Genomic DNA, 22,678 nt, shown 5'->3' with positions numbered 1-22,678 from the left:
AATATAACATGACTGGTCGGTTTTTTGCACAACGAACTGTTGGACTTCCATGAAGAGGTACCACGTATATAAAACTTTTATAGTATAAACCGACCGCCGCTGATGATTTAAAAAGTTGTCTTCTGTGCTTGAATTGTTATCCGAAAGAGATAGCTTTATTGATTTGATACCTTCAATTTGTAACGGTAATAAAAGTGTTGTGGAACAAAAAGCCATACAACCAATGGAACGCTATTCCCTTTTTTGAGGGGAGTGTTTCATATAAACAGACCAACGTTATCGCCCACAGGCGCCAAAGGCTTTCGGGTTTTAATATTATAATTAATGTCTATCAGGGAAACCCTTATTTTTTGATGTTTTTGGAGAATTAGTTTATGAGGATTCTACTTCGTGGGGTTTCATTCATGGCGCAAAGCGTCAATGGGATCCATACGAGCGGCCTTCAGGGCTGGGAAATAACCGAACACCACACCCACAGCTGCAGAGAAGAAAAATGCAATAATGATGATGGAGATATCCGGGGCAAAGGGGATCGCCAGCATTTTTGTGGCGCCAAAGGAAGCAGCCAAGGCTAGAATGATGCCGAAAATGCCGCCAAAGGAAGAGAGCACCACGGATTCCACTAAGAACTGGAGCAGCACTTCATGCTCATAGGCGCCGATGGCCAGGCGGATGCCGATTTCCCGGGTACGTTCGGTTACGGACACCAGCATGATGTTCATGATGCCGATACCGCCGACCAGAAGACTCACTGCCGCCACCGCACCGAGCAGGGCGGTCATGGTCTTGGTGGTGGATGTGAGCATGGTTGCCAGTTCCTTGGTGTCCATGATCCTGAAATTGTCTTCTTCATTGTCGGACAGGTGCCTGCGTTTTCTTAAAAGCGCCTGGATGGCGGCAGACGCAGTGGTGGTAGAGGCGCCGCTTTTTACCGCCACCTGGATAAAGGGGATGTCCTTATTGCCGGAAAAACGGCGCTGGACTGCTTTCATGGGCATGATCACACAATCATCCTGGTCCCGGCCCATGGAGGAGTTGCCTTTGGCCTCTAAAAGGCCTATGACCTGACAGGATACCTTGCCTAATCGAAGTTTCTGCCCCACAGGGTCTCCGTCTCCAAACAGGTTTTCCCGGATAGTGTCCCCCACCACACACACGGTTCGTCCGGCGTTGATTTCATTTTCGGAAAAGGTTCGCCCAGCTTTCATAGTCCAGTTGCGTACAGTAAAAAAATCGTTGGTAGTGCCGGTAATGCTGGTACTCCAGTTCTGGTTGCCCACCACAGCTACGGCAGATGCAGATACGGCCGGGGCTACGCCTGCCAACTCATTGATTTTTTGCTCAATGGCCTGGACATCTTTGATGGAAAAATTCGGGGCGCCTGATGCCGCGCCGGGCCCGTGGCGCTGCCCTGGGTTAATGAGCAGTACATTGGTGCCCATGGCGGCAATCTGCTGGGTCACCTGGGCTGTGGTGCCGTTACCGATGGTTACAAGGGTGATTACGGCGGCCACGCCGATGATGATGCCTAAAATGGTGAGCACCGAACGCATGACATTGCGCCGGATGCCCCGCAACGCCAGGATAAAGGTGTTCCAGATCATCGGTCCTGGCCTCCTGTTGCTGCCGGAGCATGCCCGTTTTCAACGTCAGCCACCTGGCCGTCAACAAAGTGAATGATCCGGTCCGAATAAGCAGCCATATCCGATTCATGGGTAACCATGACGACGGTGATTTTCTGTTCCCGGTTCAATTGTTTTAAAAGCTCCATGATTTCATGGCTTCTGGCCGTGTCCAGGTTACCCGTAGGCTCGTCTGCAAATAATACCGAAGGGGTGGTGGCAATGGCCCGGGCAATGGCCACCCGCTGCTGCTGTCCCCCGGACAGCTCGCCGGGGGTGTGGGCTTCGCGCCCTGCAAGCCCCACCTGTTCAAGTGCCTTGCGCGCCAAAGTTTTGCGTTCCTTGGGTGGCATTCCCCTGTACACCAGGGGCAGTTCCACATTTTCCATGGCCGTGGTCCGGTTCAGCAGGTTAAATCCCTGGAATACAAAGCCCAGGTAAAACCGGCGCAGGGTGGCCAGCTGTTTGCGGCTCATATGGCTCACTTCCACCCCGCCAAATTTATACTGGCCCGACGTGGGGGTGTCCAGGCATCCTAAAATGTTCATGCAGGTGGATTTCCCTGAGCCCGACGGTCCCATCACCGAAATAAATTCACCGGATTCAATGGACAGATCAATGCCGCGTAAGGCAAAAATTCTGGCTTCGTTGCTGCCGTAAGTCTTGGTTACCTGGGTCAGGGAGATCAGAGGTTGTTTTGCTTCAGCCATTACGTTATTTGCCCTGTGTGGTTGCGGAAACAATGACTTTTGTGCCCGGGGTGATGTCCCCTTCCAAAATCTGGGTGTTAATACCGTCACTTAAGCCCGTTTTAACAGGCAGTTGTTTTGGGCGCTTGTTTTCATCCAGAATCCATATTGTCTCCTGGTCTTTGCTGCCTGTGATGGTGACATGCTTTGCCGACCGGTTACCTCGTCTGGGGGGGCCGGGAATGAACATCCTTAACAGCGAGGGGTTGCTGCTGTCTTCTTCGGGTTTGGGTATTGAGAATCTCAGGGCTGCACTGGGCACGGACAATACCTGATTCGCCTGCTTAACAATAATGTCTGCCGTGGCGGTCATGCCGGGGCGCAACGCTAAATCGTTATTGTCACAGGTCATAATGGTTTCATAGGTGACCACTCCGTCCGTTGTGGTGGCATTAAACCGGACCTGCTGGATTTTTGCCGCAAATTTGCGATTGGGGTAGGCATCTACGGTGAAGTGGGCGTCAAGCCCTTCCTTAACTACACCAATGTCTGCTTCGTCTACATCCACGTTCAGCTTCATTTTGGTTAGGTCTTCTGCCAGGGTAAACAGCACCGGGGTCTCAAATGAGGCAGCCACGGTGGAGCCCTCTTCAATGTCCCGGATCAGGACAACCCCGTTCACAGGGGAGATAATATCTGCCTTGGACAATTCAGTTAAAGTGCTGTCCAAAGACGCCTGGACCTCGGCTACGCTTGCTTCGGCACTGGCCCGGTCAGCCAAGGCCCGGGTATAGTTGGCCTGGGCTTCATCCATGTCGGTCTGGGCCGGCACCTTGCCGCCGCTTAATTCCCGGACTTTTTTCAGGTTTTTTAATTTTTGGTTTGTCTCCTCCACCGTGGCCTGGGCCTGCTGTACAGATGCCCGGGCCGATGCCAGAGAGGCCTTGCTTTTGCGCACCTGGGCCTGCAGATCCGTGATATCCAGCCGGGCCAGGATCTGGCCTTCGGTGACCTGATCGTTGTAATCCACGAACACTTCCTGGATGGTGCCGGATAATTCACTGCCCACCTCCACCTCGTTGGTGGGTTCCAGGGTGCCTGTGGCAGACACGGTTACGTGAATATCCGTGACGGCGGCTGGTGCGGTTTTAAAGGACATTCCAGTGTCCGGCCCGCCGCCTGACGGGCCTTTGGGCAGCAGAAAAAAATATACCCCTGTTGCGACTATAATCAGAATTAAAAGAATGATGAAGATACGCTTTTTGCCTTTTTTTCGGGGGCCTGTGTTCTTTAATGTGGCATTAATATCATCGGTTAAATCCATGGGAACTCCAAAGATGTTAAGGGGTTGGCTGTGTTTCGGATTTGTTTTCGCCTGGGGCGTTGTCAGATTCGGCCGGGGGCCAGCCCCCGCCAAGGACCTTGTAAAGGGTGATCAAGTTGGAGACACAGGTCCCCTGGCTTGTGGCAAGATCACTTTGGTAGGATAATGCGGTCTGCTGGGATGTCAGCACTGTGGTAAAATCAATCAGGCCGGATTCGTATTTTTTTTGGGCCAGGTCTTCGGCAGTCATGGCCTGTTGGACGGCAATAGTCAGGTGTTCCAGCCGGATCTGTTCCTTGGCATAGGCCACCAGGGCATTCTCCACCTCTTCTAAGGCCGATAGGATCGCTGTTTCGTATTGGATTAGGGACTGTTCTTGCAAAGAGTTCTGGACCTTGATGTTTTTACGGATGCTGCCTCCGTCAAACAGGGTGTGGGACAGGTTTGCTGCCAAGGACCGGGCCCAGTAGGACGGATCTAAGGCATTGTCAATAAGTTCGGCTGGGCTTAGTGCATCCACACCAATGGAACCGGACAGGGTCAGTTTGGGATAAAGGTCTGCCGTGGCCACGCCCACTTGGGCGGTCTGGGCAATGAGTTCGTATTCAGCCTCTCTGATATCAGGCCGTCTTCGCAGGGCATCTGCGGGAAGACCCACGGCGATGGTTGCCGGCAGTGTGGGCAAGGGGGAGGGCGATATCAATTTTTTGTTCAAGGTACCGGGGGCAAGACCTGAGAGTACAGCCACCCGGTTCATGGCTTTGGCCAGGGTGGATTCAAGGACAGGAATCTGGGCCTTGGCACTTTCCAGGCTGTACCGGGCCTGGTGGACATCCAGTTCATCGGTCAGGCCTGCCTGGTTTTGCCACTGGGTGAGTTGGAAGGATTCAGTCTGGGAGTCAATGCTCTGCCGGACCACATCCAGGCGTATCTGGGCCGTGCGAACGTCAATGTAACTTTCGGCAAGGTCTGCCACAAGGCTGACCAGGGCGTCCCGCAGCGCCTCCTGCTTGGCTGAAAGCGTTGCGTCCGCAGCCTCAATGGAACGTTGGATCCGGCCGAACAGGTCAATTTCCCAGCTTGCATCAAGCCCCGCGCTGTAGGCCTTGGAAACGGTGCCGGTACCGTCCTCATTTCTGGTGCCGGTCCAGGACGCCCCGCCGGAGGTGTTGACAGTGGGCAGCCTATCAGCTTCTTCGATCCCCTTGAGCAGCCGGTACTGGCGGATACGTTCCAGGGCCAGTTTTACATCCAGATTGTTTTGCACCGCACGGGCAATCAGATCCGTGAGCACCGGGTCATTGAGCACCGTCCACCATTGCGCCAGCTGCTCAGGCTCTGCCGACGTCTGCGCCAATCCCTTTTGCATGGGGGCATGCCAGGTCCCTTCAGGGAAAAGGTCCGGCTGTTTATAGTCCGGCCCCACGGCCTTGCAGCCTGTGAAAAGCGTTACAAAAATAAAAATCAGACAGATCCTGGACCAGGGGGTGTCTGAGAGAAATAAAAAGCGTTTTAGCATGAACCGAATCCTTAGGCATCAAAAGCTTTAAAGTAAAGACAGAGGTCGCTTTTGCTTGAAGCGTGTTAAGAATAGTGTAGCCGGGGTATACCGTCAATATGTTTTGGCAAAGGATTGTAACAAGCCTGCCGGGTTCCGGGTGCGGCAAAAGGGATAAAAAAAGGAACCCGAAACCCCGGGCAGGCTTTTACTGGTGCGGTTATGCATGAATGGTTAAGTTTTTGGTTAATGGGATTGGGGCTCTGGCGTTTTGCGTTCATTATCAATTTGTAATGTCAACGAAGCGGTCAGCTTCATCTGAAGATATTTGTCTTTATCCTGTTCAGGGGCATCCTTCTTAATGAAATAGCGGATAAACCACCTGCCCGGATTGGGCAGGGGAATGGAAACCCTTGTCCCCTCAACTTGGGTGTTCGGGTAAAAATTGTCCTCTGCCTGGGTGGAAAATCCCATGTAAGTGGCATCCCATGTGCCTTTACCGGTATAGGGTTTGCCGTCCAGGTAGACATCAAGTTTCAGGGTGCTCCCTGGTTTGAGTTCAAAGAGATTCTGCACCGGTACCAGTTCCAAAGGCAGGCCCAGGTTGGCCGGGAAAGGCCCTGTGGGGTTATCGCATTTCACATAGGTTTTGGCGTATTGCTTGGAATAATAACTTTTAATCACTTGGCCAAGCCGGTTTTTGATTTGGGCAATGGATTTGATGGCATGCCGTTCTTTGCCGTTTTTATCCTTGTAAAAGGTGTAATATCCGGGTGTCGTTTCAGCGGTTAACCCCCAGATACCAGGGGTATTATATTCCACCATGTGTGAGTGCAGCCCTTTGCCGTCCATGATCTCAACGGTTTGGGCCTGGCCGTTAGGTGCGATGATCTGAACCTTGTTCAGTTTTTTGCCCCGGATACCGTCCGCCACAGGGATGAAGTGGCCGTAACAGAAAAAAAGTGGAATGGATTTGCCCTCACTGGCCAGGTACCGGGAAGACTGAATATAAAGGGTATGGCTGAATGCACTGGCTGTTGTCAGGACGATCAGTACCGGGACCAGCAAGAATACACGTCGAAGTGAAAAATTAAAATGAGCCGGGGTGTGGAATTTCATTTATACCTCCTTTTTACGTTGTATATGAGTGAATCTATAAATAATTTTGTCATTCACAGACTGCGGATGTGACCATGGCAGCCAGGCCGTAAAGTCCGGTCAAGGCTACGGTGATGATGCGCAAGGTCCTGGGCCATGCGCCTGTTATCATTTTTGTGCCTGCAACAAACAGCAAGGTGCAAAGCCCCATACCGGTCAAGGACCCGAGGCTTCCGGGCAGAAACCGGGCTGTTACATATCCGCTTTGTTGTGTCGGGCCGATCTTAAGAATAAAGGGAAACAGAATATCCCGGATACGGGTCGCAGTGGTGACGGCCGCCCTGGACATGGTGTGCGTAAAGGTTTTAACAGGTACAAAATCTTTATCCATGGCTACAGCCCGGATGATTGCCTCATCTGAATAGACGGCTGTGCAATACAAGGGATTGAATATCAGTTTTAAATCCATACGGTCCGGGTCATACCCGGTTAAAGGGATGGGCGTCAGCCGGTAGTTATCATACCCTAAAAGAAAGATGCGGCCATCTCCGGCAAGGGCAAGGCCATAGTATTTTTTCTGTTTGTTCTCAGATATTTTTATGGCTCTGATTTTCAAATCCGGTGAAATGGGTGTCTGCCTGATTAACGGTTTGTCATCCACTCGTTTAATGTGGAAAATACGGTAATCACGGTCCACAATAAAAATTCCTTCGTCAAAGGGTTTAAGCACGGTAAACTTACCGTTCACCGACCGGGCCGGGAATTTAAACCCCTTTTTTTTAAGGGTGATGGTGTACATTTTGGTTAAAACGGTGTCCAGGGTGTTTGTTTTCGCATAGATGAACTCCATGGCCGTATTTGTCATACGGAACCGGTCCTCGGGAAAAACCAGCCTGGCCTGTCCGGGATTGAATTCAAGCAACGGAAAAAAAGGGACTTCAGGTGATCTGCCCACCAGGTCCCGGGCCTTGAGTTCCATCACCCTTCGGTCCGACTTGATGGCATTCTTATCAAAGGTGCGTCCGTTTAAAGTAATGGGCAAAAGCCCCCAGATCTCCATGTTTTTATAAAAAATAAAAGGCAGGTGCTGTTCAAAGGTCTTGCGCGGTACATAGGTGCCGTCAGCCTTGAGGTAGGCAATATTGCTGTGATGATCCTCGGCCATGCCTTGGGCCGCTTCGGGTACCTTTCCCACAATTTTTTCCTTCAAAATAAAATCATGGCTTACCGGGCTGTAAAACAGATGGGTTTTTTCCACCTCATTCGTAAACAATTTGTCATAGAGCATGGGCAGGTAAACCGCAGAAACCAGGATAATTAAAAAGGCGTATACCGCAAGGGCAAAGCGGTTCATTATCCCATTCTCCTGTATCGAAACCTGAAAACAGGCACCATGACCGCAGGCACCATCAACGCCAAGGGCACAATGAGCACGGGCAGGCTTGGGCCAAATGCCCCGGGCCGGGTATTGAGCAGATAGCAGCCGGCCATACCGGCTGTCAGTGCCAGATTTAGGGCTTTAAGCCGGAAATCAGGTTCAAGCAGGGTCAGGGCTATACCAAGATACGCGCAGATGCCTGCCATGGTCCAGGGCAGTGCCGTGAGCAGGCTGACCATGATACCTTGTGAGGGAAGATAGATACTGGTGATCAGCCAGAGGCCGCCAAGGTCTGCCAGTCCTACCAGTGCATAGGCAAAGAGCCCTGCCAACAGATGACCCATGGCCACGAAACCGGCGGACACGGGCAGGTGTAATGAGAGCCGGAACCGCTCCCCCCACATTTCGGGAAGAAACTGGAAGCAGGCGATCAGGATACCGGAAAGCAGTGGGGCATATTTCAGGTGTTCAAAATGGATTTGTCCCAGTTGCAGCACCCGGTACCAGACCACCTCAGCATGATCCAGAATAAACAGTTGGCGGGTGCAGATCCAGATGTGTATTAACAGGCCAAGGTTGGCAATGAACACCAGCAGCCACATGACCCGGATTTTAAAAAACTCTTTTCTGAAAATGGCCTGAATCATGAATACCTTCCTGTGTAACCGATAAATGCATCTTCCAGACTTAAAGATACCGGTTCAAGCAGGCTGCCGCAGATACCGGCCGCATCAAGCCCGGGGAAGAGATCTTCTTTAGGCGCAAATGTGAATAGATCCCAGTGGGTGGGGTGAATCTCAATGTTTTTGAGCATGGGACAGGCTTCAAGCAATTCTTCTTTGGGCATGTCCGGACGGATACCCTGATTTGAACCGTTATCCGGGACGTTGGTGTTGGTCCTAACCGGTAGCCGGAAGCAGGAAAATTGTCTTTTAAACGCATCAAGGCGGATGTTCATCACATTCCCCCCATGTTCCAGGAAAATAACTTCATCCACAAACTTTTCCATATCCTGAATCACATGGGAAGTTAAAAACACAGTGCGGTTGCCGCCGGCTAAATAGTTGCGCATCTCATCGAGAAAAAGCCTTCGGAAACCTGCATCCAGCCCGATGGAGTAGTCGTCTAAAATCAATAGTTCCGGTTGCTGGGCCATCAACAGTCCGAGCACCACCTGGGAGCGCTGGCCGCTGGACATTCGCCGGATAAGGTGATTGGGGCTAAGATTTAATTTTTCGACCATCCGGTAGTAGATACCGGCATCCCAGTCAGGATAAAACCTGGCGTAGAATTTTTCGATCTGGCGGATGGACATGAATTCATAGGATACATGGCCTTCAAATAAGAGCCCAATCCTGGCCCGGACGGCAGGTGTCAGGGCATGGGACGGTTCGTTGAACACTTGGCAGGTACCGGACACAGGCCGCAAAAATCCCATCAGAATTTTGATCAGCGTGGTTTTGCCTACACCGTTTTTGCCTAAAAGGCCGTATATTTTTCCAGGGGAAATGGAAAAGTTCAGGTCATTATAGATATAATGGCTGCCGTAACGGTGGCAAAGATGGTTAACATAGATAACAGGATGCATAAGATCTGTTCCGGGGCACCACAAACAAAGCGCTTTATAGTGGGATGTTTAAAACTGGAAAGTGCCGGCCCTTGTTTTGAATATCATTGGGAGAAAAAATGATATTCTATTTAAGGGAAGAACAAGAGCCGGCACTGGCAAGCTTGGTTGTTTATTCCATTGCTTATTTCATATCTTTGGCCTGAATCCAGATTACTGCGTCTCTGGAGCATTCCTTGTCTTTAAAAGACCCATCGGGATCAAGGCCTAAAGCTGCAAATCCCCACCATCCGGCCTTGGGAATGCCAAAGGTGAATACGCCGTTGTCATCGGCAAGAATGGTCTGCAGTACAAAGGCATCCTGTGGGGCAACAGCAGCGGCTTCTTTGGCAAAGGCTTTTTTGTCCAGCAGCGGCTGATGGTTTAAGAATTCGATTTCGATTTCAGCACCGGCCACAGGTTTGCCTTTGAACAGCACTTTGCCCTGAAATACGTTCCCGGTCCAACGGTCATAGGGTTTGCACAGGGGAACAATCTCGCAGTCAAGACCTATGGGTTCTGACCAGGCGCCGGGCTCGCCGCCTACATTGACAATCATTTTGGTAGACTGCTGGATATAGGCGTCTTCGCCGGCTTCATAGTAGGGGGCGGGTACCAGGCAGAAGATGTGGTCTCCGCCCCTGGCAGAGTATTCAGTTTCATAGGCAGCGCCGGCATTGGTCAGGCTGGTCCATTTAATGGGTTTCAGGGTTGACAGAAGATCCGCTTTTTTAGGGGTATTTTCTCCCCTTGACCGCATGACAAAAAATTGTTCCGGTGTACCCATATCCATGGTGTGGCCTGCTTCAAAGGGGTGGGTGAAAACGATGGCCAGAGGAATTTTTCCCCCCTTGTTTAAGGCGCTTTCAGGGGTATAGATCATTTGAAAATGGGCAAATGCCGGTACGGTAAGCGCTATGATGGCCAGGGTGCTGATGGTGGTGATAAGATGTTTGATCTTCAAGATTTTCTCCTTTAGAAATTTTGAGTATACAAAAATTTAGCTATTCGGTGATTTCCTTGCCGTCTACAGTGATTTCGTGACCTTCCCCGGCGTAAAACTGTACCTTGTAGTCGCCTGCGGGCTTGTCAAAGGTGAACTCACTGTCGTCATCCATTTTGCCCTGGATCAGCACCTTTCCTGCTCCGTCCTCAACGCGCATCTGGACGCCTGCAGCCGAAGACCCATCGGAAAACCCGCCTTCACAGGTCACAGTCCCGTCACCATTGTCATAGCAGGAACACAAAGGTGTGTGGGCCTGGCACAGCGGGGTTATAAAGAAGCCAAACACCATGGCGGCAAAAATTAATACAGTCAATCTTAGTTTCATTTTTCTCTCCTTGTTAATTTATAAATTTGCGCTGACAGGTCGTTCAGACAATGGCCTGCCGGGCATGTTCAAATTCTGATTTTGTTTTTATAAATCCTGTGGCAATGGTTATGCCCAAAGCAATTGCGTAAAAGACGCCCATGGCCTGAAGTCCGCTTAAACCCAGAAGGGTGCCGCCGGTAAATATCAACGTGGCCACACTGATGCCCAGCACCATAGGGTAAAACATCCCGAACAGCATCCACTTGACTGATCCGGACTGCAGCTTAACGGCAATGGAGGTAGCCAGACACGGCGGATAAAGCACCATAAACATCATCAGGGCCAGGGCATGAAGCGGTGTAAATCCTTCTTCACTTTTGGCCATGCGGGATTCCAGGGAGCCGTCTCCGCTATCGTCATCCTGTTCATACAAGGCGCCCAGTGTCGCCACGGAGCTTTCCTTGGCGGCAAATGCAGACAGCAGTGCCACATTGACCCGCCAGTTAAATCCCGCAAATTGGGTTACAGGCTCAAGGGCCCGTCCCATTTTGCCAAGAAAACTTGCATCTATTCTTTCCTTGCGCATTTCCCGCAACAGTCCTTTCCGGGTTTTGAACAGCTTTTTAAAGGACCTGTTTACCTTTTTGGCTACCTTGTCTTTCCCGGGCTGGGCAATGAGGAAAAATTGCGGATTGATTTTCTGGAATTCGGTGTTCAGTGCGGCTGTAGCATCGGCATCCCTTGCCAACATTTTTTTATTCTTATAGCTTTCCCAGTAGAGCACCATCTCCATAAGCTTGTCACCGGCCAGGGCTTCAGCATAGGTCGTTTGGGTAATGCTGTTTCGGAATTTGGTAATGGCTTGATCTCTTTGGACTTTAAATTCGGCGAGGCGTTGGGGCGAAATGCCGGGAAATTGCAAAAGAATAAAAATCACAACTGCCAGTGCCACTACAATGGAGGTAATTTTTTTAATGAACATCCATACCCGTTCCAGGGCCCGGCCCACAACCCCCCTGACCGTGGGCAGATGATAGGGGGGCATCTCCATGACAAAGGGAGAGGTGGGTTTGTCCTTGAGCACGGTAGTGGTTAACAGCTTGGAGACAGGCAGTACCATCAAAAGGCTGATGGTGGAAATAAAAAACATGGCCAGACCCTTGTGGGCGGCAAAGTAAATGTTGATCAACAGCACGTAGAGGGGCACCTTGGCCAGGCAGTTGAGCATGGGAATGATCAAAATGGTGGTGAGCCTGGACCGCTCATCCGGGATACCCTTGCAGGACATGACACCGGGCACGGCACATCCCCCTACATAAATGCCGCCAAGTACCATGGGCAGGGTGGATTGGCCGTGAAGGCCGTACCGGCTGAAAAGCCGGTCCATGATAAACGCCATTCTCGGCATGTAGCCGCTGTCTTCCATGATGGCGATCAGACCGAAAAGAATAAAGAAAATGGGGATGTAATTCAGTAAGGCGTTCACCGAATCCATCAGCCACAACGCAAAGGCCGAGATCAGGGGCACATCAATGAAGCCCGGGTCCGGGACAACGGCGGCCACAAAATTTCGCAGCTTGGCCAGAAGCGGCCAGGTGTAGTTGGTCAGGTTGTATCCCTGGACGATAGAAAGGTAATACAGCAGCCAGATAACAGCCACAAGAACCAGTGGGCCCATGAATTTATGGCACACCACGGCGTCAATCCGGTCGGACAGGGGTTTTTTCTTTTCAGCCGGCAGGGTCAGGCAGCCGGCAGCCACTTTGTCGGCTGCCGCATATCTGGCCTGGGCCACGGCAAATGCCGTATCCTGGTCATGTTCGCACTCAAATTGATTTCTCAACTTTTTTACATGGTTAAGGATTATCGCGCCCTGGGCACCTTTTTCCATGATCAGTTTCCGGACCTCTTCATCCCCTTCCATGAGCTTGATGGCAAGCCAGCGAGCCGGATATGCTTTAAGATCACCCGAATCCTCCTGAATCATGTCACATATATTGCTGATGCCGCCTTCCATGGGGCCGTAGTCCACCTTGAACAGGGCATGGGATGTTTTGTTGTGCCCAGTGTCTGCAATGGCGTCGAACAGTTCCTGTTTTCCCCGGCCCTGTTTCATGGACGTGGCCACCACAGGTATGCCCAAAATTTGGGTCAGTGCCTCTACATTTATGATTACCCCCCGGTTATCCGCCACATCCATCATGTTCAGGTTAAGAACCATGGGGGTTCTCATTTCCATGACCTGGAATGTCAGGTACAGGCAGCGCTTGATGTTTGAGGCGTCCATGACATTGACCACGACATCGGGTTTTTCATTGAGGATGAAATCCCTTGATACCCGTTCTTCCGGGGAGTAGAAGGTTAAAGAATAGGTGCCGGGAAGGTCTACCACATCCACCCGAGTGTCTCCATGTTTGTACCACCCGGACATTTTGTCCACGGTGACCCCGGGATAGTTTGCCACATGCTGCTTGGCACCGGTCAGGGCATTGAAAACCGTTGATTTTCCGCAATTGGGCTGGCCAGCCAGGGCGACCAATAATCGATCACTCATTTTTTTCCATTTCAATAAACCGGGCTTCATCATGGCGCAAACTGATGAAATAACCGTCGATCTCCACTTCCATGGGATCTTCAAGGGGAGCGTTACGGACAACATTCAGGGTGAGACCGGGATAAATACCCATATCCATTAACCGTTGGCCGAGTTTGTCTTTGATGGACAGCTTTTTGATTGTTCCGCTGTTGCCCGGTTTAAGTTTATCAAGCGTCATAATTATCCTCTCAGTTAAATTTTTCTTTATTTTCATACTTTTTAACGCAACAATGTTTTGTCTTGACAGGTATGAAGACTAATTAGATAAAATAATTGTTAGTTTAGTCTAACCTACAAACGAACAACTTATTTTCATTAATTAGACTTTTTGTCAATGGTTTTTTGAATTTTGTCGGACTCGACAGTATGTCTTTAAGGCTTTAAGACTGTGAGCAGGAACATAAGGGATAGGGCGGATAGAATTAAACCTGCCAGGGCTTCAAGTATATCTCCTGCATTTTGTGCAAAAGAGAAACGCCGGGGCAGGGGGCCAAGAAGGGCGGCTTTTCCGGCCATGGCAGCCAGTATGACCAAAGACAGCGTTGAGGCCATACCAAGAGTAATGGCGCAGGCCATCATCATGCCGAATCCGGGCAATCCCATGGACAGGCAGTACAGAACAACCAACACAACGCCGGGGCAGGGAATCATACCGATAAGAACAGCGGGCAAAATCGATTTAATGTCCATGGTTGTCCGGGTATCTTCAGCGGGCATGTCACGATCCTGTTTAAATTTTTTCCATACCGGCAGTTTGCGCAAAAAAAGAAATAGGCCTAAAACAATAATCAGCGAATAACTTGTAACCTGGGTGGTCCGGGTGACTGAAGCAAGGGTGCCTGAAATGGATGTCTGCAGAAGAAATTTGACACAAAAAATCAGTACCGCCCCGGACATTCCATGGCTGATGACCAGGATATTGCCAAAGGCAAGGGCTCTGGGAAGCGTGGGTTTAATTGATATAATATAAGACAGGGCAAGGGCCTTGCCGTGGCCGGGTCCGGCAGAGTGTACCATTCCGTATACAAAGGCTGCTGCCAAAACCCATAAAAGCGGGCCGCTTTTTCCGGTCTTTTTTGCCTGCTTGATGAGGACGGTCATTTTTTCCTTGATTTTCATCTGGAAAAAGATGATTCGTTCCATAATATTCAACCCTGGGGCCGCAGAGTTCGGCGTTGGGGATTTGGAAACCTTTGGTGGCGGTTGCAAAGAATCATCCTGGTGTTGGGGCACAGGATTTATGTTTTTCCGTGTAAATGGGTTTGCCTTGGCTGTGCCGGATGTGACAAAAAAAATGCCCCATGCAATACTGCCGATAATGAGTAAAACAGGTAAAAATCGCCTAAGAAAAGGTGGGCTTGGGAACAGACTGTAAGAAATTTCAGGAACCATAAAAGGCTTATATGTGATGGGTATTATTTTTTCAATACCCTAAAAAATTTAACTTTATTCAAAATCCCCATTGTCTGTTTTTATATCAGTATGTTATTAGAGTCGTGGAAGTTTATAGTGCCGCTCCATGGAATAAATGAGTGCAAACGGGCGTTACCCGTTGAAAATAGTTGCCGTTGAATATAATTGATCGATGAATAATACCCGTAAATCATTAAACAAAACCAAATAAGGAGAGATTATGGGACTCAAAGAAGAATTGGAAGAGAAAGCGGAAAGCTGTGATTCACCGGAAGAATACATTGGTGTGGCCAAAGAGATCGTAACAGGCCTGGATGACAAGGACTGGGCAGTTGAGTTGATGGAAGAGGGTGCCGAGTGGGCCCAGACCTATGACGAGGCTGTGGTTTATGCCGAGGCGGCCAAAGAGATTATCGGTGACGATGACGTGGTGGGCAATTTTCTTTCCAACGCCAAAATGCTGTGCATGAGCGCTGCGGATTTCATAGGCCTTGGCACTGCTGCAGGCAAGCTTGGCCTGGAAGACATGGCCAAGGAGATGAATGAGGCTGCCATGGGCAAATGCACCAAGCTCACCGATTTCCTCAATCTGAGCAACGAGCTTGCTAAAACTGATCCGGACATGGCCAAACAGGTTATGGATAAGGCCTTTGAAAAATGTACCCAGCCCGAAGATTTTGTCTCCTTTGCCAAATCCATTCTGGATACCACCAAGGACAAGGACAAAGCCAAGGAAATTTACGAAAAAGGTATTGATGCCGCCAAAACTGCTGACGGATTCAGCGCCCTTGCCGCAGGCGCCATAAAAGATCTGGGGGATAAGGATTTTGCCCGGGCCATTTATGAAAAAGCTGCCGGCTCCCTGGAAAAAGGGGATGAGCTGCTCAAGTTTGCCGAAATCGTCAAGGCGCAGCTGGATGACAATGAATTTACCTTGTCTGTATATAAGAAAGCCGAAGACAAGTATGAAAAGTTTGACGAATACCTGAAACTGGCCAAAGCAAGTTTTGATAATACCGGTGACGCAGCGTTTGCCTCCGGCGTTTACCAGAAAGCGGCTGCCACCAATCCTGACTGTGGTCAGTTGGTTTCCCTGGCCGTGGCCATGGCCAAGGACCTGGGTGATACCGCCGCTGCCCTGCCCGTATTGAAACAAGCCCAGGCTGCCGTGAAAAATAATGCGGATTTCCTTAAAACCGCTGATGCCATTCTTGACGTGGCCAAGGACGATAAAGCATGGACAGACTCCATTGCTTTCCAGAAAGCCAAACGTGAAGAGTTTGGTAAAATGTACGATGATTTTGCCCTACGGGAAAATGAAATTAAAAACTGCGCACCCATGCGCATTCTGGCCGGTGAAGTATTTAAAGAAACCGGTGATAAATTTTATGCAGCCAAACTGTACAAAAAGTCAGAAAACCTTACCATTCATTTCAGCGATTTTATCAAGCTTGCAGCTGCCATCCATGCTGATCTCAATGATGCGGAATGGATCAAAGAGATCTATACGGCACTTCTGGATAAATGCAAAAGCTATGGCGATTACAATACCCTGACCACTGCCATCCAGGATACACTCGGGGACAGTGCCTGGGTAAAACAGATCTATTCAGGCTTAGAGTCAAAAGCTTCCGGAAACGGTGATCTGATGAAACTTGCCGCTGTGGCCATTGAGAAATTCAATGATAAAGAGTGGGCCCAAAAACTTATCAGTGGTGTAGCCGGCAAAGCCAAAACCGTTTACGATTTTACCTTTGCAGGCAGTGCTACCTTGAACCTGCTTGGAAATAAGGACGGAGCTATGGCACTGTATAAATCCGCTGAAGGCCTTTGCCGCACCAAACAGGACTATGCCGGTCTGCTAACATTGGTTAAACAGCAGACTGCGGACAAGACCATCCTCTCAGAACTGTTGGTATTGGGCCGCCAGAAGCTGACCGAATTCAGCGATCAGATCTTTTTGGCTGAAGCCTTTTTGGTCGACGCTCAGGATGCCGAGAATGCGGCGGCTGTATATGAAGAGGCAGAAGTCAACGCCTTGAGCAACGATACATTGTCCCAGTTGGGCACCAGCGTTTCAGGCCGTCTGGGTGATGCCAAATGGGCATCTCGCATTTTAGCTAAAATTAGATAAAGTTATGTTTATAAAACTTTTTAATTGACAAATGATAAAATTATGGTAGGTTGTATTTAACGCCACTTTTTGAATTGAAAAACTGGCTGCATAACCTCCTTATTATCCTTGAAAAATCAGCCGTCGGATTTGCCAACCGACGGCTGATTTTTTTTTTGTAGATAATCTGGACGAAAGGGATTTCCTTTCGTCCGGGATGTATTAATTATTATTTGTCTTCGGACATGGTATTCAGCTGTGCCTTAATGGCGTTGAGTTCCTCTTCCAGCATCCTGGCCCTGTCCTGCAGCGCGGTTTCATTTGCCGCCCCAGGTAAAGGAGCAGCCGCAGGGCCAAATCCCCGGCCCAAGCCGCGACCCATACCCCGGCCGCCGCCAAATCCCCGGCCGCATCCCCGGCCGCCATAACCTGCACCATAACCCGTTCCGTATCCGGCCCCGGTCGTGTTGCGGTTTGCACAAATCCCCTGGCCTCTTCCGGTCATGGGTCCTAATCCTTGTGGTCCTCTTTGATTAAATCCTGGCATGATATTTTCTCCTTTCATTTTTATTTTATCAGGGTTGTCCACCCTGTCGGTTACAGTGCCAGCCGTATCTTCATCGGCCGGCGCCGTTGATTGTTTTGATCATTTGATCATAATATAGGATCTTCATAAGGTGCTGTCAAGAAAAATAATGGTCAAATGATCATTATTTTTACATAACCCAAGTCAGGCCGATCCCTATGCCAACTCCCTTTAACCCTATTGATATTCCAAGCTGATTAAATTATTGGGACATTCTTCACACTTTCCTCACAATAGTGATGCTATTGTGCCATCTAACAGCCATGGGACCACCTGGTCAATTATTATCCAGGCTCAATCCGCAATAAACCATGAAAGTAATGCAACTGGTGAATAGTAAATTGAACAAATTCAATCATAATTGGTTGAGATATTAGTTAGCCTGCCGGATCTCAAAATTAAGCATGCAGCATTTAAGCGAAAACTAATGGTGAGAACACATTTTTTTAACAGAAATTATGTATAAAATTTTTCAACCAGCTTGTGATTCGGGCGGGCTTAAATATTTGGGCCAAGGAGCTGATAGATGAAAAAGACAATGGACAGAAGGCAATTTTTAAAATATAGCGCTGCCGGTCTGGCCGGTATCGGACTTTCCACCCTAAATGTGCCCTTTTTCCGCATGGGCAAAGCCAATGCTGCCCTTTCCGGTGATGCCTGGTGCTTCGGCGTTATGTCCGACACCCAGTGGGAAGGGCGTTCCGGCGGAAAAATGACCTGTGCCACGGGAATTATTGATGTCCTAAATCAGCAGTTTATTGACCATGGCTGCAAATTTGTTATTCAGGTCGGGGACCTGTGCAACGATGAACGTGTATGGGGTATACGCACCATGCCCACCCGTGCAAATCATACCCAGGCTCTTTACGATGCTGGTATCGGTTTTTTCCCTTGTCGGGGAAACCATGAATCCAGTGCTTCTGCCGCCAGAAAATTCCCGGAACTTTTTCCCCAGACCCGTGGCTATGATAATCTGTTCGGTGCCGAAAATATCCAGGCTGCTTACAATGAGGAGCTGCATGGCTTGAGTTACACGTTTGATTACAACAATGTCCGCTGTATCATGATTGATCAATTTACCCGGAAGGATGGTTCAAATTTTAACAGCAAACATGAAGATGACCATAACAACAATGCGGTGGACCAGGTTCCGTGGGTGGATGATATGCTTTCCTCTGCACCCCAAGGCTTTCATTCCTTTGTTTTCTCCCATAAAAATCTGATTGGCCAGAGCCATAAAGATAATTTGTTTGGCGGCAATGTGACCTCAAATACCACAGCAAGGGATGCATTTATAACCAGCCTGTACCGCCACGGTACAGGATACTACATGGGCGGCCATGACCACATGCACCACCGTTCCCTTGTTTCCACCAGCGACGGAGCCTATAAGGTCCCCCAGATCATTACAGCTTCCAACAGTTATAAATTTTATACGCCCAAATCCAGGGATGATCAGGGGGAAACCCCGCTCCAGCAAGAGTTGTACACCATTGGTTATTACATTGTCACCATTGACGGTCCCAGGGTGACAGTGGATTTTTATTCTGCAAACCATGGTCAGGATTACGGATCTCTTCACCTGGACTGTTGTCCTTCCCTTTCAATGTTCTACCTGAGGGAAAGATTCGGCTATAGCCTCAACGGAGACCGGTTCGAAATTAAACAGGGCGACGACTATACCGGCGTAATCGGCAGCAATGCCGGTACCACTGCGAAAATTCTTGACGGTACAAACAGCAACACAAAAACCGATTCCACCGGTCGTGGTCTGGTTAAATGCGTGAACACCGGCTGGGCCCAGCCTGCCGCAACTGATAATGCCGCCGGCATGATTTTTTCCCTGTGGGGGATGACCGATAATTTAAGCCTGTGGCGTTCCGCAGACACACCGCTTCCCGCCAAAGACAAAAGCCGGGCAACCGATACCTATGCGCTTTCAATTTCCTTTGATCACAAAAAGATTGATAGGTCAATATTCATGAAGGGCGGCCTGGCCATTTCGGCAAGGGATGGAAATGGCCAGTGGGTGAATGCAGTTGATCTGAATACAGGGGACAGCGCAAAAACATTTGTCAAAGGCCCCTATAATTCAAGGTATGGCCTTGGCACCTATGGCGTAGATCCCGGATCAAAGACTGCATGGGCGGTTATTAATCATGAAGGGGACTTTGTTGTGAAACATATTGAATTTACAAAACAACATGGGAGAACAAGCCATAAAGGGAACAAATCAAGCTTTTTCGACCCTTTCAAACAACCATTCCAATCCTAACGGAAAAAATAGTTCATAATCTCTTTCTCCCTTTTCCGTTTCATGCCGGGCCGCCTGATCCTCTCCAGGTGGCCCGGTCGTATTTGGGTAAAAGTGTTTTAAGCCATTCTCTGCCTTTGGGAACTTTTTACCCGATCGTTTTTAGAAAACCCGCATCAACGATCCGGTGTCGTGTAAAGCAGTATGAAAAATTGAACACGGATGCGTGTTTTGACTTGACTGAAAATAGTAGTTACTATAATAGTCACTAAATTTGCTCTGGAGAACATATCGATGACCCACTCAGACACCCGGGACGCCCTGAAATCCGGTATTCCCATCTTTATCGGATATTTTCCGGCCGCCGTAGCTTTTGGGATTCTGGCCAGAACCACAGACACCACATTTGGGGAAGCCATGCTGTTTTCCATTGTTGTCTTTGCTGGTGCCAGCCAATTTATTGCCTTAAATCTGCTGGCCACGGGCATGGGAGCGGTGGGGATTATCCTGACCACCCTACTGGTGAATTTTAGGCACTTTCTCATGAGCGCCTATCTGTCCACCCGGATTTGTGAAAAAACGGTAAAATATTATCTTCCCATGGCATTTGGCGTGACTGATGAAACTTTTTCGGTGATGTCTTTTACCCCAAAAAAGCTGACCCGGCAGTTTGTCATGCTCCTGGAACTGACCGCTTATACCGGCTGGGTATCCGGCACCCTGGCGGGATTTGTGCTGGGACGATTTATGCCTGACATTCTCACCCAGAGTATGGGCGTGGCGCTGTATGCGCTTCTTTTGGCCATTCTTATGCCGGAACTGAAAAGCTCTTTGCGTTCTCTTGTTCTGGCAGTTGCTTCCGGGCTGTTCAACTGGTTTCTGGTTTCAGCGAATGTTCTGCCAAAGGGATGGAGCATTATCGTTTGCATCCTGGTGATAGCGTCTGCAGGCGCCTTTTTTAACCCTGGTTTTATAAAGGAAGAAAATACCCATGGATAGGAGTCTGATCCCTCTGATTTTCGGCATGGCAGCTGTAACCTATCTTCCGCGGCTGGCCCCTTTCTTTTTTTTCAGAAAAGCCCGGATACCCGCCCGTCTGGATGCTTTTTTAAAGTGCATCCCTGTGGCTGCCATCGGTGCCCTGATTATCCCGGGAGCTTTGACTGCCACGCCGGATCTGCCCTGGGCCGGTGTTGCAGGCATGGGCTTTACCTTGATTTACGGCCTTTTTAGAGGGGGCATCATTGTCCCCGTGCTTGGGTCCGTGGCCGTAGCCTGGCTGGTGTTAAGTCTTTAATTATGGATAAGGCCGAACAGATCACCGAACATATGAAAGCGTTAGGGTTTTCGGTTTATGAATGCAAGGCATATCTGGCGCTTTTAGAAGAGTATCCCCTGAACGGATATGCCCTGAGCAAGTCATCGGGTATTCCCCGCTCCCGGATTTATGAAGTGCTGAAAAGTCTGATTGAAAAGCAGATGGTGTTTGAACAGGATGACGGAAAGTCAAAGGCATATACCCCCATGGACCCGGAAATTTTTATCAGAAAGCTTCGATCCCGGTTCCAGGAAATTTTTCAGGATTTAACCGAGTATGCAGGCCGGCTGTACCGGGAACCGAAACAGGATAACCGGCTGGTTGTGATCCAGGGGCGGGACAACATCCTGTCTTTTCTGGCTGTCCTGATCAAGGGAGCCCAAGAGCGAATTGCGGTGTCCATCTGGGATGAAGAACTTTGCCTGTTGACCGGGGAGCTGGATGCCGCCCTTGCCAGGGGCGTGATGCTTCGCGGCATCTATTTCGGCTCAGATAATGTTTATGAGGACCTTGTCCCCCACCGCAGGCTCCAGCGGTACATGGCTGAGAAAAAAGAGCGTTTTTTATCAGTGATCGTGGATCGCTGCCATGCCGTTTCCGGTGTTATGTCCCGGGGGGCGGACTCAAAGGCCACCTGGACCCGGGATGAAGGATTTATTGAGGTCAGCGAAGATTATATTGCCCATGACCTGGTGGTCAATCTTTATTCGGCTTCCCTGGACAGGGCAGGGTATGAGAAATTTGAAACCTTTGCCGATAATGTCCATGACCGGTTTTTTCACTATTCCAAAAAAGAGTTGGAGGCGTTTCGTGAACTTATTGAGTAACTACATGAATGGCCCCATAGACCTCCAACAAAGACTTAACCTATTGGGATGTAAAAGTAATGTAAATCTCAAATAAGTTTTATTTTTTATTTCACCACGAAGATCACAAAGGACATGAAGCTTAAGTCCCTGATATCTTCGTGAACTTCGCGTCCTTCGTGGAAAAAAACATTAAAACGAGCTATATGAGGATACCCTGTTCCGGTGAACAAAGGATCTTGACACAAGGAAAGACTTTGAGTAATTTGTGAGCAACCGTTTAACAAGGAGGACGATTCATGCAAGATTCCACTCCGTTCCAAGCTCAGGACCTTACCCCTGATATGCAGAAAAAACAGCTGATCGACATGTTTACCCGTATTGTTGTCCATTACGGCCTCTGGTTCAACGAGGTTCAGCATCAGATGGGCATGGAAAAGGCGCTTGCCGCGCTGGATACGGCCACACAATCTTCAATTTCCATTCTCATGAAACATCTGTCCCGCACTCTGGAGTTTGAACTGGAGCAGGGCATGCCCAAAGCGTTGATGTCACTGGATGACGCAACAACCGAAAAATTGATGGCAGCCGTGGGAAAAGCCTGGCTGGCCAATGACGGGGTCTGGTTCCAGGCTGTGGAGTTCGAGCACGGCATGAACGATGCCAAACGGTGCAATGACTCCTGCTGGGCCCGTTTCTCCCCCTTTGAAGCCCACAGAATAAAAAATATTCTGGGTCTGGGCAAACATCCGGGACTTGAGGGGCTTAAAAGAGCGTTGAATTTCAGGATGTACGCATTCATCAATGAGCAGAGCATTGTGGAAGAGACCCAGGATAGTTTTGTTTTTCAAATGAATGAATGCAGAGTTCAGCGGGCAAGGGTGCGAAAGGGCCTGGATGATTATCCCTGCAAGTCCGGCGGTCTTGTTGAGTACGCCCGTTTTGCCGAAGGCGTTGATGAGAGAATTAAAACCGAATGTATCGGGTGTCCACCGGATCCCCATCCTGAAACCTGGTTCTGCGCATGGCGATTTACCCTGACACAGTGATGTTTTAATCCCGAC

At 49.5% G+C, this 22,678-nt stretch carries 21 protein-coding genes; 7 read left to right on the top strand and 14 right to left on the bottom strand.

Going from position 1 to position 22,678, the window contains the following annotated elements:
* Positions 1 to 398 precede the first annotated feature (398 nt).
* The 13 genes from B147_RS0110215 to B147_RS0110150 form a co-directional block, all read right to left on the bottom strand.
* The gene (locus B147_RS0110215) at positions 399 to 1,604 is read right to left on the bottom strand and encodes an ABC transporter permease (RefSeq protein WP_020587108.1); all 1,206 of its coding nucleotides are present in this window, start codon (positions 1,602 to 1,604) and stop codon (positions 399 to 401) included.
* Positions 1,601 to 2,332 (bottom strand): ABC transporter ATP-binding protein, encoded by a 732-nt coding sequence (locus tag B147_RS0110210; RefSeq protein WP_020587107.1) that lies wholly within the window; start codon positions 2,330 to 2,332, stop codon positions 1,601 to 1,603. The genes B147_RS0110215 and B147_RS0110210 overlap by 4 nt, the downstream gene beginning before the upstream one ends.
* 4 nt (positions 2,333 to 2,336) lie before the next feature.
* On the bottom strand, positions 2,337 to 3,635 hold the full coding sequence (locus B147_RS0110205) for an efflux RND transporter periplasmic adaptor subunit (protein WP_020587106.1): 1,299 nt from the start codon (positions 3,633 to 3,635) through the stop codon (positions 2,337 to 2,339).
* 16 nt (positions 3,636 to 3,651) lie between these two features.
* Positions 3,652 to 5,154 carry an efflux transporter outer membrane subunit gene (locus tag B147_RS0110200; protein WP_020587105.1) on the bottom strand — a complete coding sequence of 501 codons (1,503 nt, stop codon included), beginning with the start codon at positions 5,152 to 5,154 and terminating at the stop codon, positions 3,652 to 3,654.
* Between the two features lie 225 nt (positions 5,155 to 5,379).
* Complete coding sequence (locus B147_RS0110190; RefSeq protein ID WP_020587103.1) at positions 5,380 to 6,252, bottom strand: DUF4198 domain-containing protein; 873 nt, start codon at positions 6,250 to 6,252, stop codon at positions 5,380 to 5,382.
* A gap of 49 nt (positions 6,253 to 6,301) precedes the next feature.
* Positions 6,302 to 7,585 (bottom strand): DUF4857 domain-containing protein, encoded by a 1,284-nt coding sequence (locus tag B147_RS0110185; protein ID WP_020587102.1) that lies wholly within the window; start codon positions 7,583 to 7,585, stop codon positions 6,302 to 6,304.
* Positions 7,585 to 8,256, bottom strand: a complete 672-nt coding sequence (locus B147_RS28075) for a hypothetical protein (protein ID WP_020587101.1) — start codon at positions 8,254 to 8,256, stop codon at positions 7,585 to 7,587. Before B147_RS28075 ends, B147_RS0110185 begins: the two co-directional genes overlap by 1 nt.
* Positions 8,253 to 9,197, bottom strand: a complete 945-nt coding sequence (locus tag B147_RS0110175; RefSeq protein WP_020587100.1) for an ABC transporter ATP-binding protein — start codon at positions 9,195 to 9,197, stop codon at positions 8,253 to 8,255. Before B147_RS0110175 ends, B147_RS28075 begins: the two co-directional genes overlap by 4 nt.
* Positions 9,198 to 9,360: 163 nt before the next feature.
* Entirely contained in the window at positions 9,361 to 10,179 is an 819-nt protein-coding gene (locus B147_RS0110170; protein ID WP_020587099.1) for a DUF4198 domain-containing protein, read from the bottom strand.
* 40 nt (positions 10,180 to 10,219) lie between these two features.
* On the bottom strand, positions 10,220 to 10,546 hold the full coding sequence (locus B147_RS0110165; RefSeq protein WP_020587098.1) for a hypothetical protein: 327 nt from the start codon (positions 10,544 to 10,546) through the stop codon (positions 10,220 to 10,222).
* A gap of 43 nt (positions 10,547 to 10,589) precedes the next feature.
* Positions 10,590 to 13,082, bottom strand: a complete 2,493-nt coding sequence (gene feoB, locus B147_RS0110160) for a ferrous iron transport protein B (protein WP_020587097.1) — start codon at positions 13,080 to 13,082, stop codon at positions 10,590 to 10,592.
* Entirely contained in the window at positions 13,075 to 13,302 is a 228-nt protein-coding gene (locus B147_RS0110155; protein ID WP_020587096.1) for a FeoA family protein, read from the bottom strand. The genes feoB and B147_RS0110155 overlap by 8 nt, the downstream gene beginning before the upstream one ends.
* 194 nt (positions 13,303 to 13,496) lie before the next feature.
* Positions 13,497 to 14,267: a nickel/cobalt transporter gene (locus tag B147_RS0110150; protein WP_020587095.1), complete on the bottom strand. Its 771-nt coding sequence runs from the start codon at positions 14,265 to 14,267 to the stop codon at positions 13,497 to 13,499.
* Here B147_RS0110150 and B147_RS31745 point away from each other — a divergent pair.
* Together B147_RS31745 and B147_RS0110140 are read left to right on the top strand one after the other, a co-directional pair.
* Positions 14,254 to 14,499, top strand: a complete 246-nt coding sequence (locus tag B147_RS31745; RefSeq protein ID WP_020587094.1) for a hypothetical protein — start codon at positions 14,254 to 14,256, stop codon at positions 14,497 to 14,499. The two genes, B147_RS0110150 and B147_RS31745, sit on opposite strands and share 14 nt — an antisense overlap.
* 258 nt (positions 14,500 to 14,757) lie before the next feature.
* Positions 14,758 to 16,671 carry a tetratricopeptide repeat protein gene (locus B147_RS0110140; protein WP_020587093.1) on the top strand — a complete coding sequence of 638 codons (1,914 nt, stop codon included), beginning with the start codon at positions 14,758 to 14,760 and terminating at the stop codon, positions 16,669 to 16,671.
* Between the two features lie 208 nt (positions 16,672 to 16,879).
* On the opposite strand, the gene B147_RS0110130 is transcribed toward B147_RS0110140, so the two are convergent.
* Positions 16,880 to 17,197 (bottom strand): DUF5320 domain-containing protein, encoded by a 318-nt coding sequence (locus tag B147_RS0110130; RefSeq protein ID WP_026259598.1) that lies wholly within the window; start codon positions 17,195 to 17,197, stop codon positions 16,880 to 16,882.
* A gap of 565 nt (positions 17,198 to 17,762) precedes the next feature.
* Here B147_RS0110130 and B147_RS0110125 point away from each other — a divergent pair.
* From B147_RS0110125 to B147_RS0110105, 5 genes are all read left to right on the top strand, one after another.
* Positions 17,763 to 19,511 (top strand): metallophosphoesterase family protein, encoded by a 1,749-nt coding sequence (locus B147_RS0110125; RefSeq protein ID WP_020587090.1) that lies wholly within the window; start codon positions 17,763 to 17,765, stop codon positions 19,509 to 19,511.
* A gap of 273 nt (positions 19,512 to 19,784) precedes the next feature.
* Entirely contained in the window at positions 19,785 to 20,489 is a 705-nt protein-coding gene (locus B147_RS0110120) for an AzlC family ABC transporter permease (RefSeq protein ID WP_020587089.1), read from the top strand.
* Positions 20,482 to 20,787, top strand: coding sequence for an AzlD domain-containing protein (locus B147_RS0110115; RefSeq protein ID WP_020587088.1), 306 nt, complete (start codon positions 20,482 to 20,484; stop codon positions 20,785 to 20,787). The genes B147_RS0110120 and B147_RS0110115 overlap by 8 nt, the downstream gene beginning before the upstream one ends.
* 2 nt (positions 20,788 to 20,789) lie before the next feature.
* Positions 20,790 to 21,635, top strand: coding sequence for a TrmB family transcriptional regulator (locus B147_RS0110110; protein WP_020587087.1), 846 nt, complete (start codon positions 20,790 to 20,792; stop codon positions 21,633 to 21,635).
* 278 nt (positions 21,636 to 21,913) lie between these two features.
* Entirely contained in the window at positions 21,914 to 22,663 is a 750-nt protein-coding gene (locus B147_RS0110105; RefSeq protein ID WP_020587086.1) for a DUF6125 family protein, read from the top strand.
* The last annotated feature ends 15 nt before the right edge of the window (positions 22,664 to 22,678 follow it).

The organism is Desulfobacter curvatus DSM 3379 (assembly GCF_000373985.1).
GTDB classification, from domain to species: domain Bacteria; phylum Desulfobacterota; class Desulfobacteria; order Desulfobacterales; family Desulfobacteraceae; genus Desulfobacter; species Desulfobacter curvatus.
This window is presented reverse-complemented; position numbering and strand designations above follow the sequence as displayed.

What these genes read in the sequence shown, in the direction of transcription:
- B147_RS0110215 (WP_020587108.1), bottom strand. Translation starts at nt 1,604, where the DNA reads ATGATCTGGAACACCTTTATCCTGGCGTTGCGGGGCATCCGGCGCAAT.
- B147_RS0110125 (WP_020587090.1), top strand. Translation starts at nt 17,763, where the DNA reads ATGAAAAAGACAATGGACAGAAGGCAATTTTTAAAATATAGCGCTGCC.
- B147_RS31745 (WP_020587094.1), top strand. Translation starts at nt 14,254, where the DNA reads ATGATTCGTTCCATAATATTCAACCCTGGGGCCGCAGAGTTCGGCGTT.
- B147_RS0110210 (WP_020587107.1), bottom strand. Translation starts at nt 2,332, where the DNA reads ATGGCTGAAGCAAAACAACCTCTGATCTCCCTGACCCAGGTAACCAAG.
- B147_RS0110150 (WP_020587095.1), bottom strand. Translation starts at nt 14,267, where the DNA reads ATGGAACGAATCATCTTTTTCCAGATGAAAATCAAGGAAAAAATGACC.
- B147_RS0110140 (WP_020587093.1), top strand. Translation starts at nt 14,758, where the DNA reads ATGGGACTCAAAGAAGAATTGGAAGAGAAAGCGGAAAGCTGTGATTCA.
- feoB (WP_020587097.1), bottom strand. Translation starts at nt 13,082, where the DNA reads ATGAGTGATCGATTATTGGTCGCCCTGGCTGGCCAGCCCAATTGCGGA.
- B147_RS0110190 (WP_020587103.1), bottom strand. Translation starts at nt 6,252, where the DNA reads ATGAAATTCCACACCCCGGCTCATTTTAATTTTTCACTTCGACGTGTA.
- B147_RS0110105 (WP_020587086.1), top strand. Translation starts at nt 21,914, where the DNA reads ATGCAAGATTCCACTCCGTTCCAAGCTCAGGACCTTACCCCTGATATG.
- B147_RS28075 (WP_020587101.1), bottom strand. Translation starts at nt 8,256, where the DNA reads ATGATTCAGGCCATTTTCAGAAAAGAGTTTTTTAAAATCCGGGTCATG.
- B147_RS0110120 (WP_020587089.1), top strand. Translation starts at nt 19,785, where the DNA reads ATGACCCACTCAGACACCCGGGACGCCCTGAAATCCGGTATTCCCATC.
- B147_RS0110165 (WP_020587098.1), bottom strand. Translation starts at nt 10,546, where the DNA reads ATGAAACTAAGATTGACTGTATTAATTTTTGCCGCCATGGTGTTTGGC.
- B147_RS0110205 (WP_020587106.1), bottom strand. Translation starts at nt 3,635, where the DNA reads ATGGATTTAACCGATGATATTAATGCCACATTAAAGAACACAGGCCCC.
- B147_RS0110155 (WP_020587096.1), bottom strand. Translation starts at nt 13,302, where the DNA reads ATGACGCTTGATAAACTTAAACCGGGCAACAGCGGAACAATCAAAAAG.
- B147_RS0110110 (WP_020587087.1), top strand. Translation starts at nt 20,790, where the DNA reads ATGGATAAGGCCGAACAGATCACCGAACATATGAAAGCGTTAGGGTTT.
- B147_RS0110130 (WP_026259598.1), bottom strand. Translation starts at nt 17,197, where the DNA reads ATGCCAGGATTTAATCAAAGAGGACCACAAGGATTAGGACCCATGACC.
- B147_RS0110115 (WP_020587088.1), top strand. Translation starts at nt 20,482, where the DNA reads ATGGATAGGAGTCTGATCCCTCTGATTTTCGGCATGGCAGCTGTAACC.
- B147_RS0110200 (WP_020587105.1), bottom strand. Translation starts at nt 5,154, where the DNA reads ATGCTAAAACGCTTTTTATTTCTCTCAGACACCCCCTGGTCCAGGATC.
- B147_RS0110185 (WP_020587102.1), bottom strand. Translation starts at nt 7,585, where the DNA reads ATGAACCGCTTTGCCCTTGCGGTATACGCCTTTTTAATTATCCTGGTT.
- B147_RS0110175 (WP_020587100.1), bottom strand. Translation starts at nt 9,197, where the DNA reads ATGCATCCTGTTATCTATGTTAACCATCTTTGCCACCGTTACGGCAGC.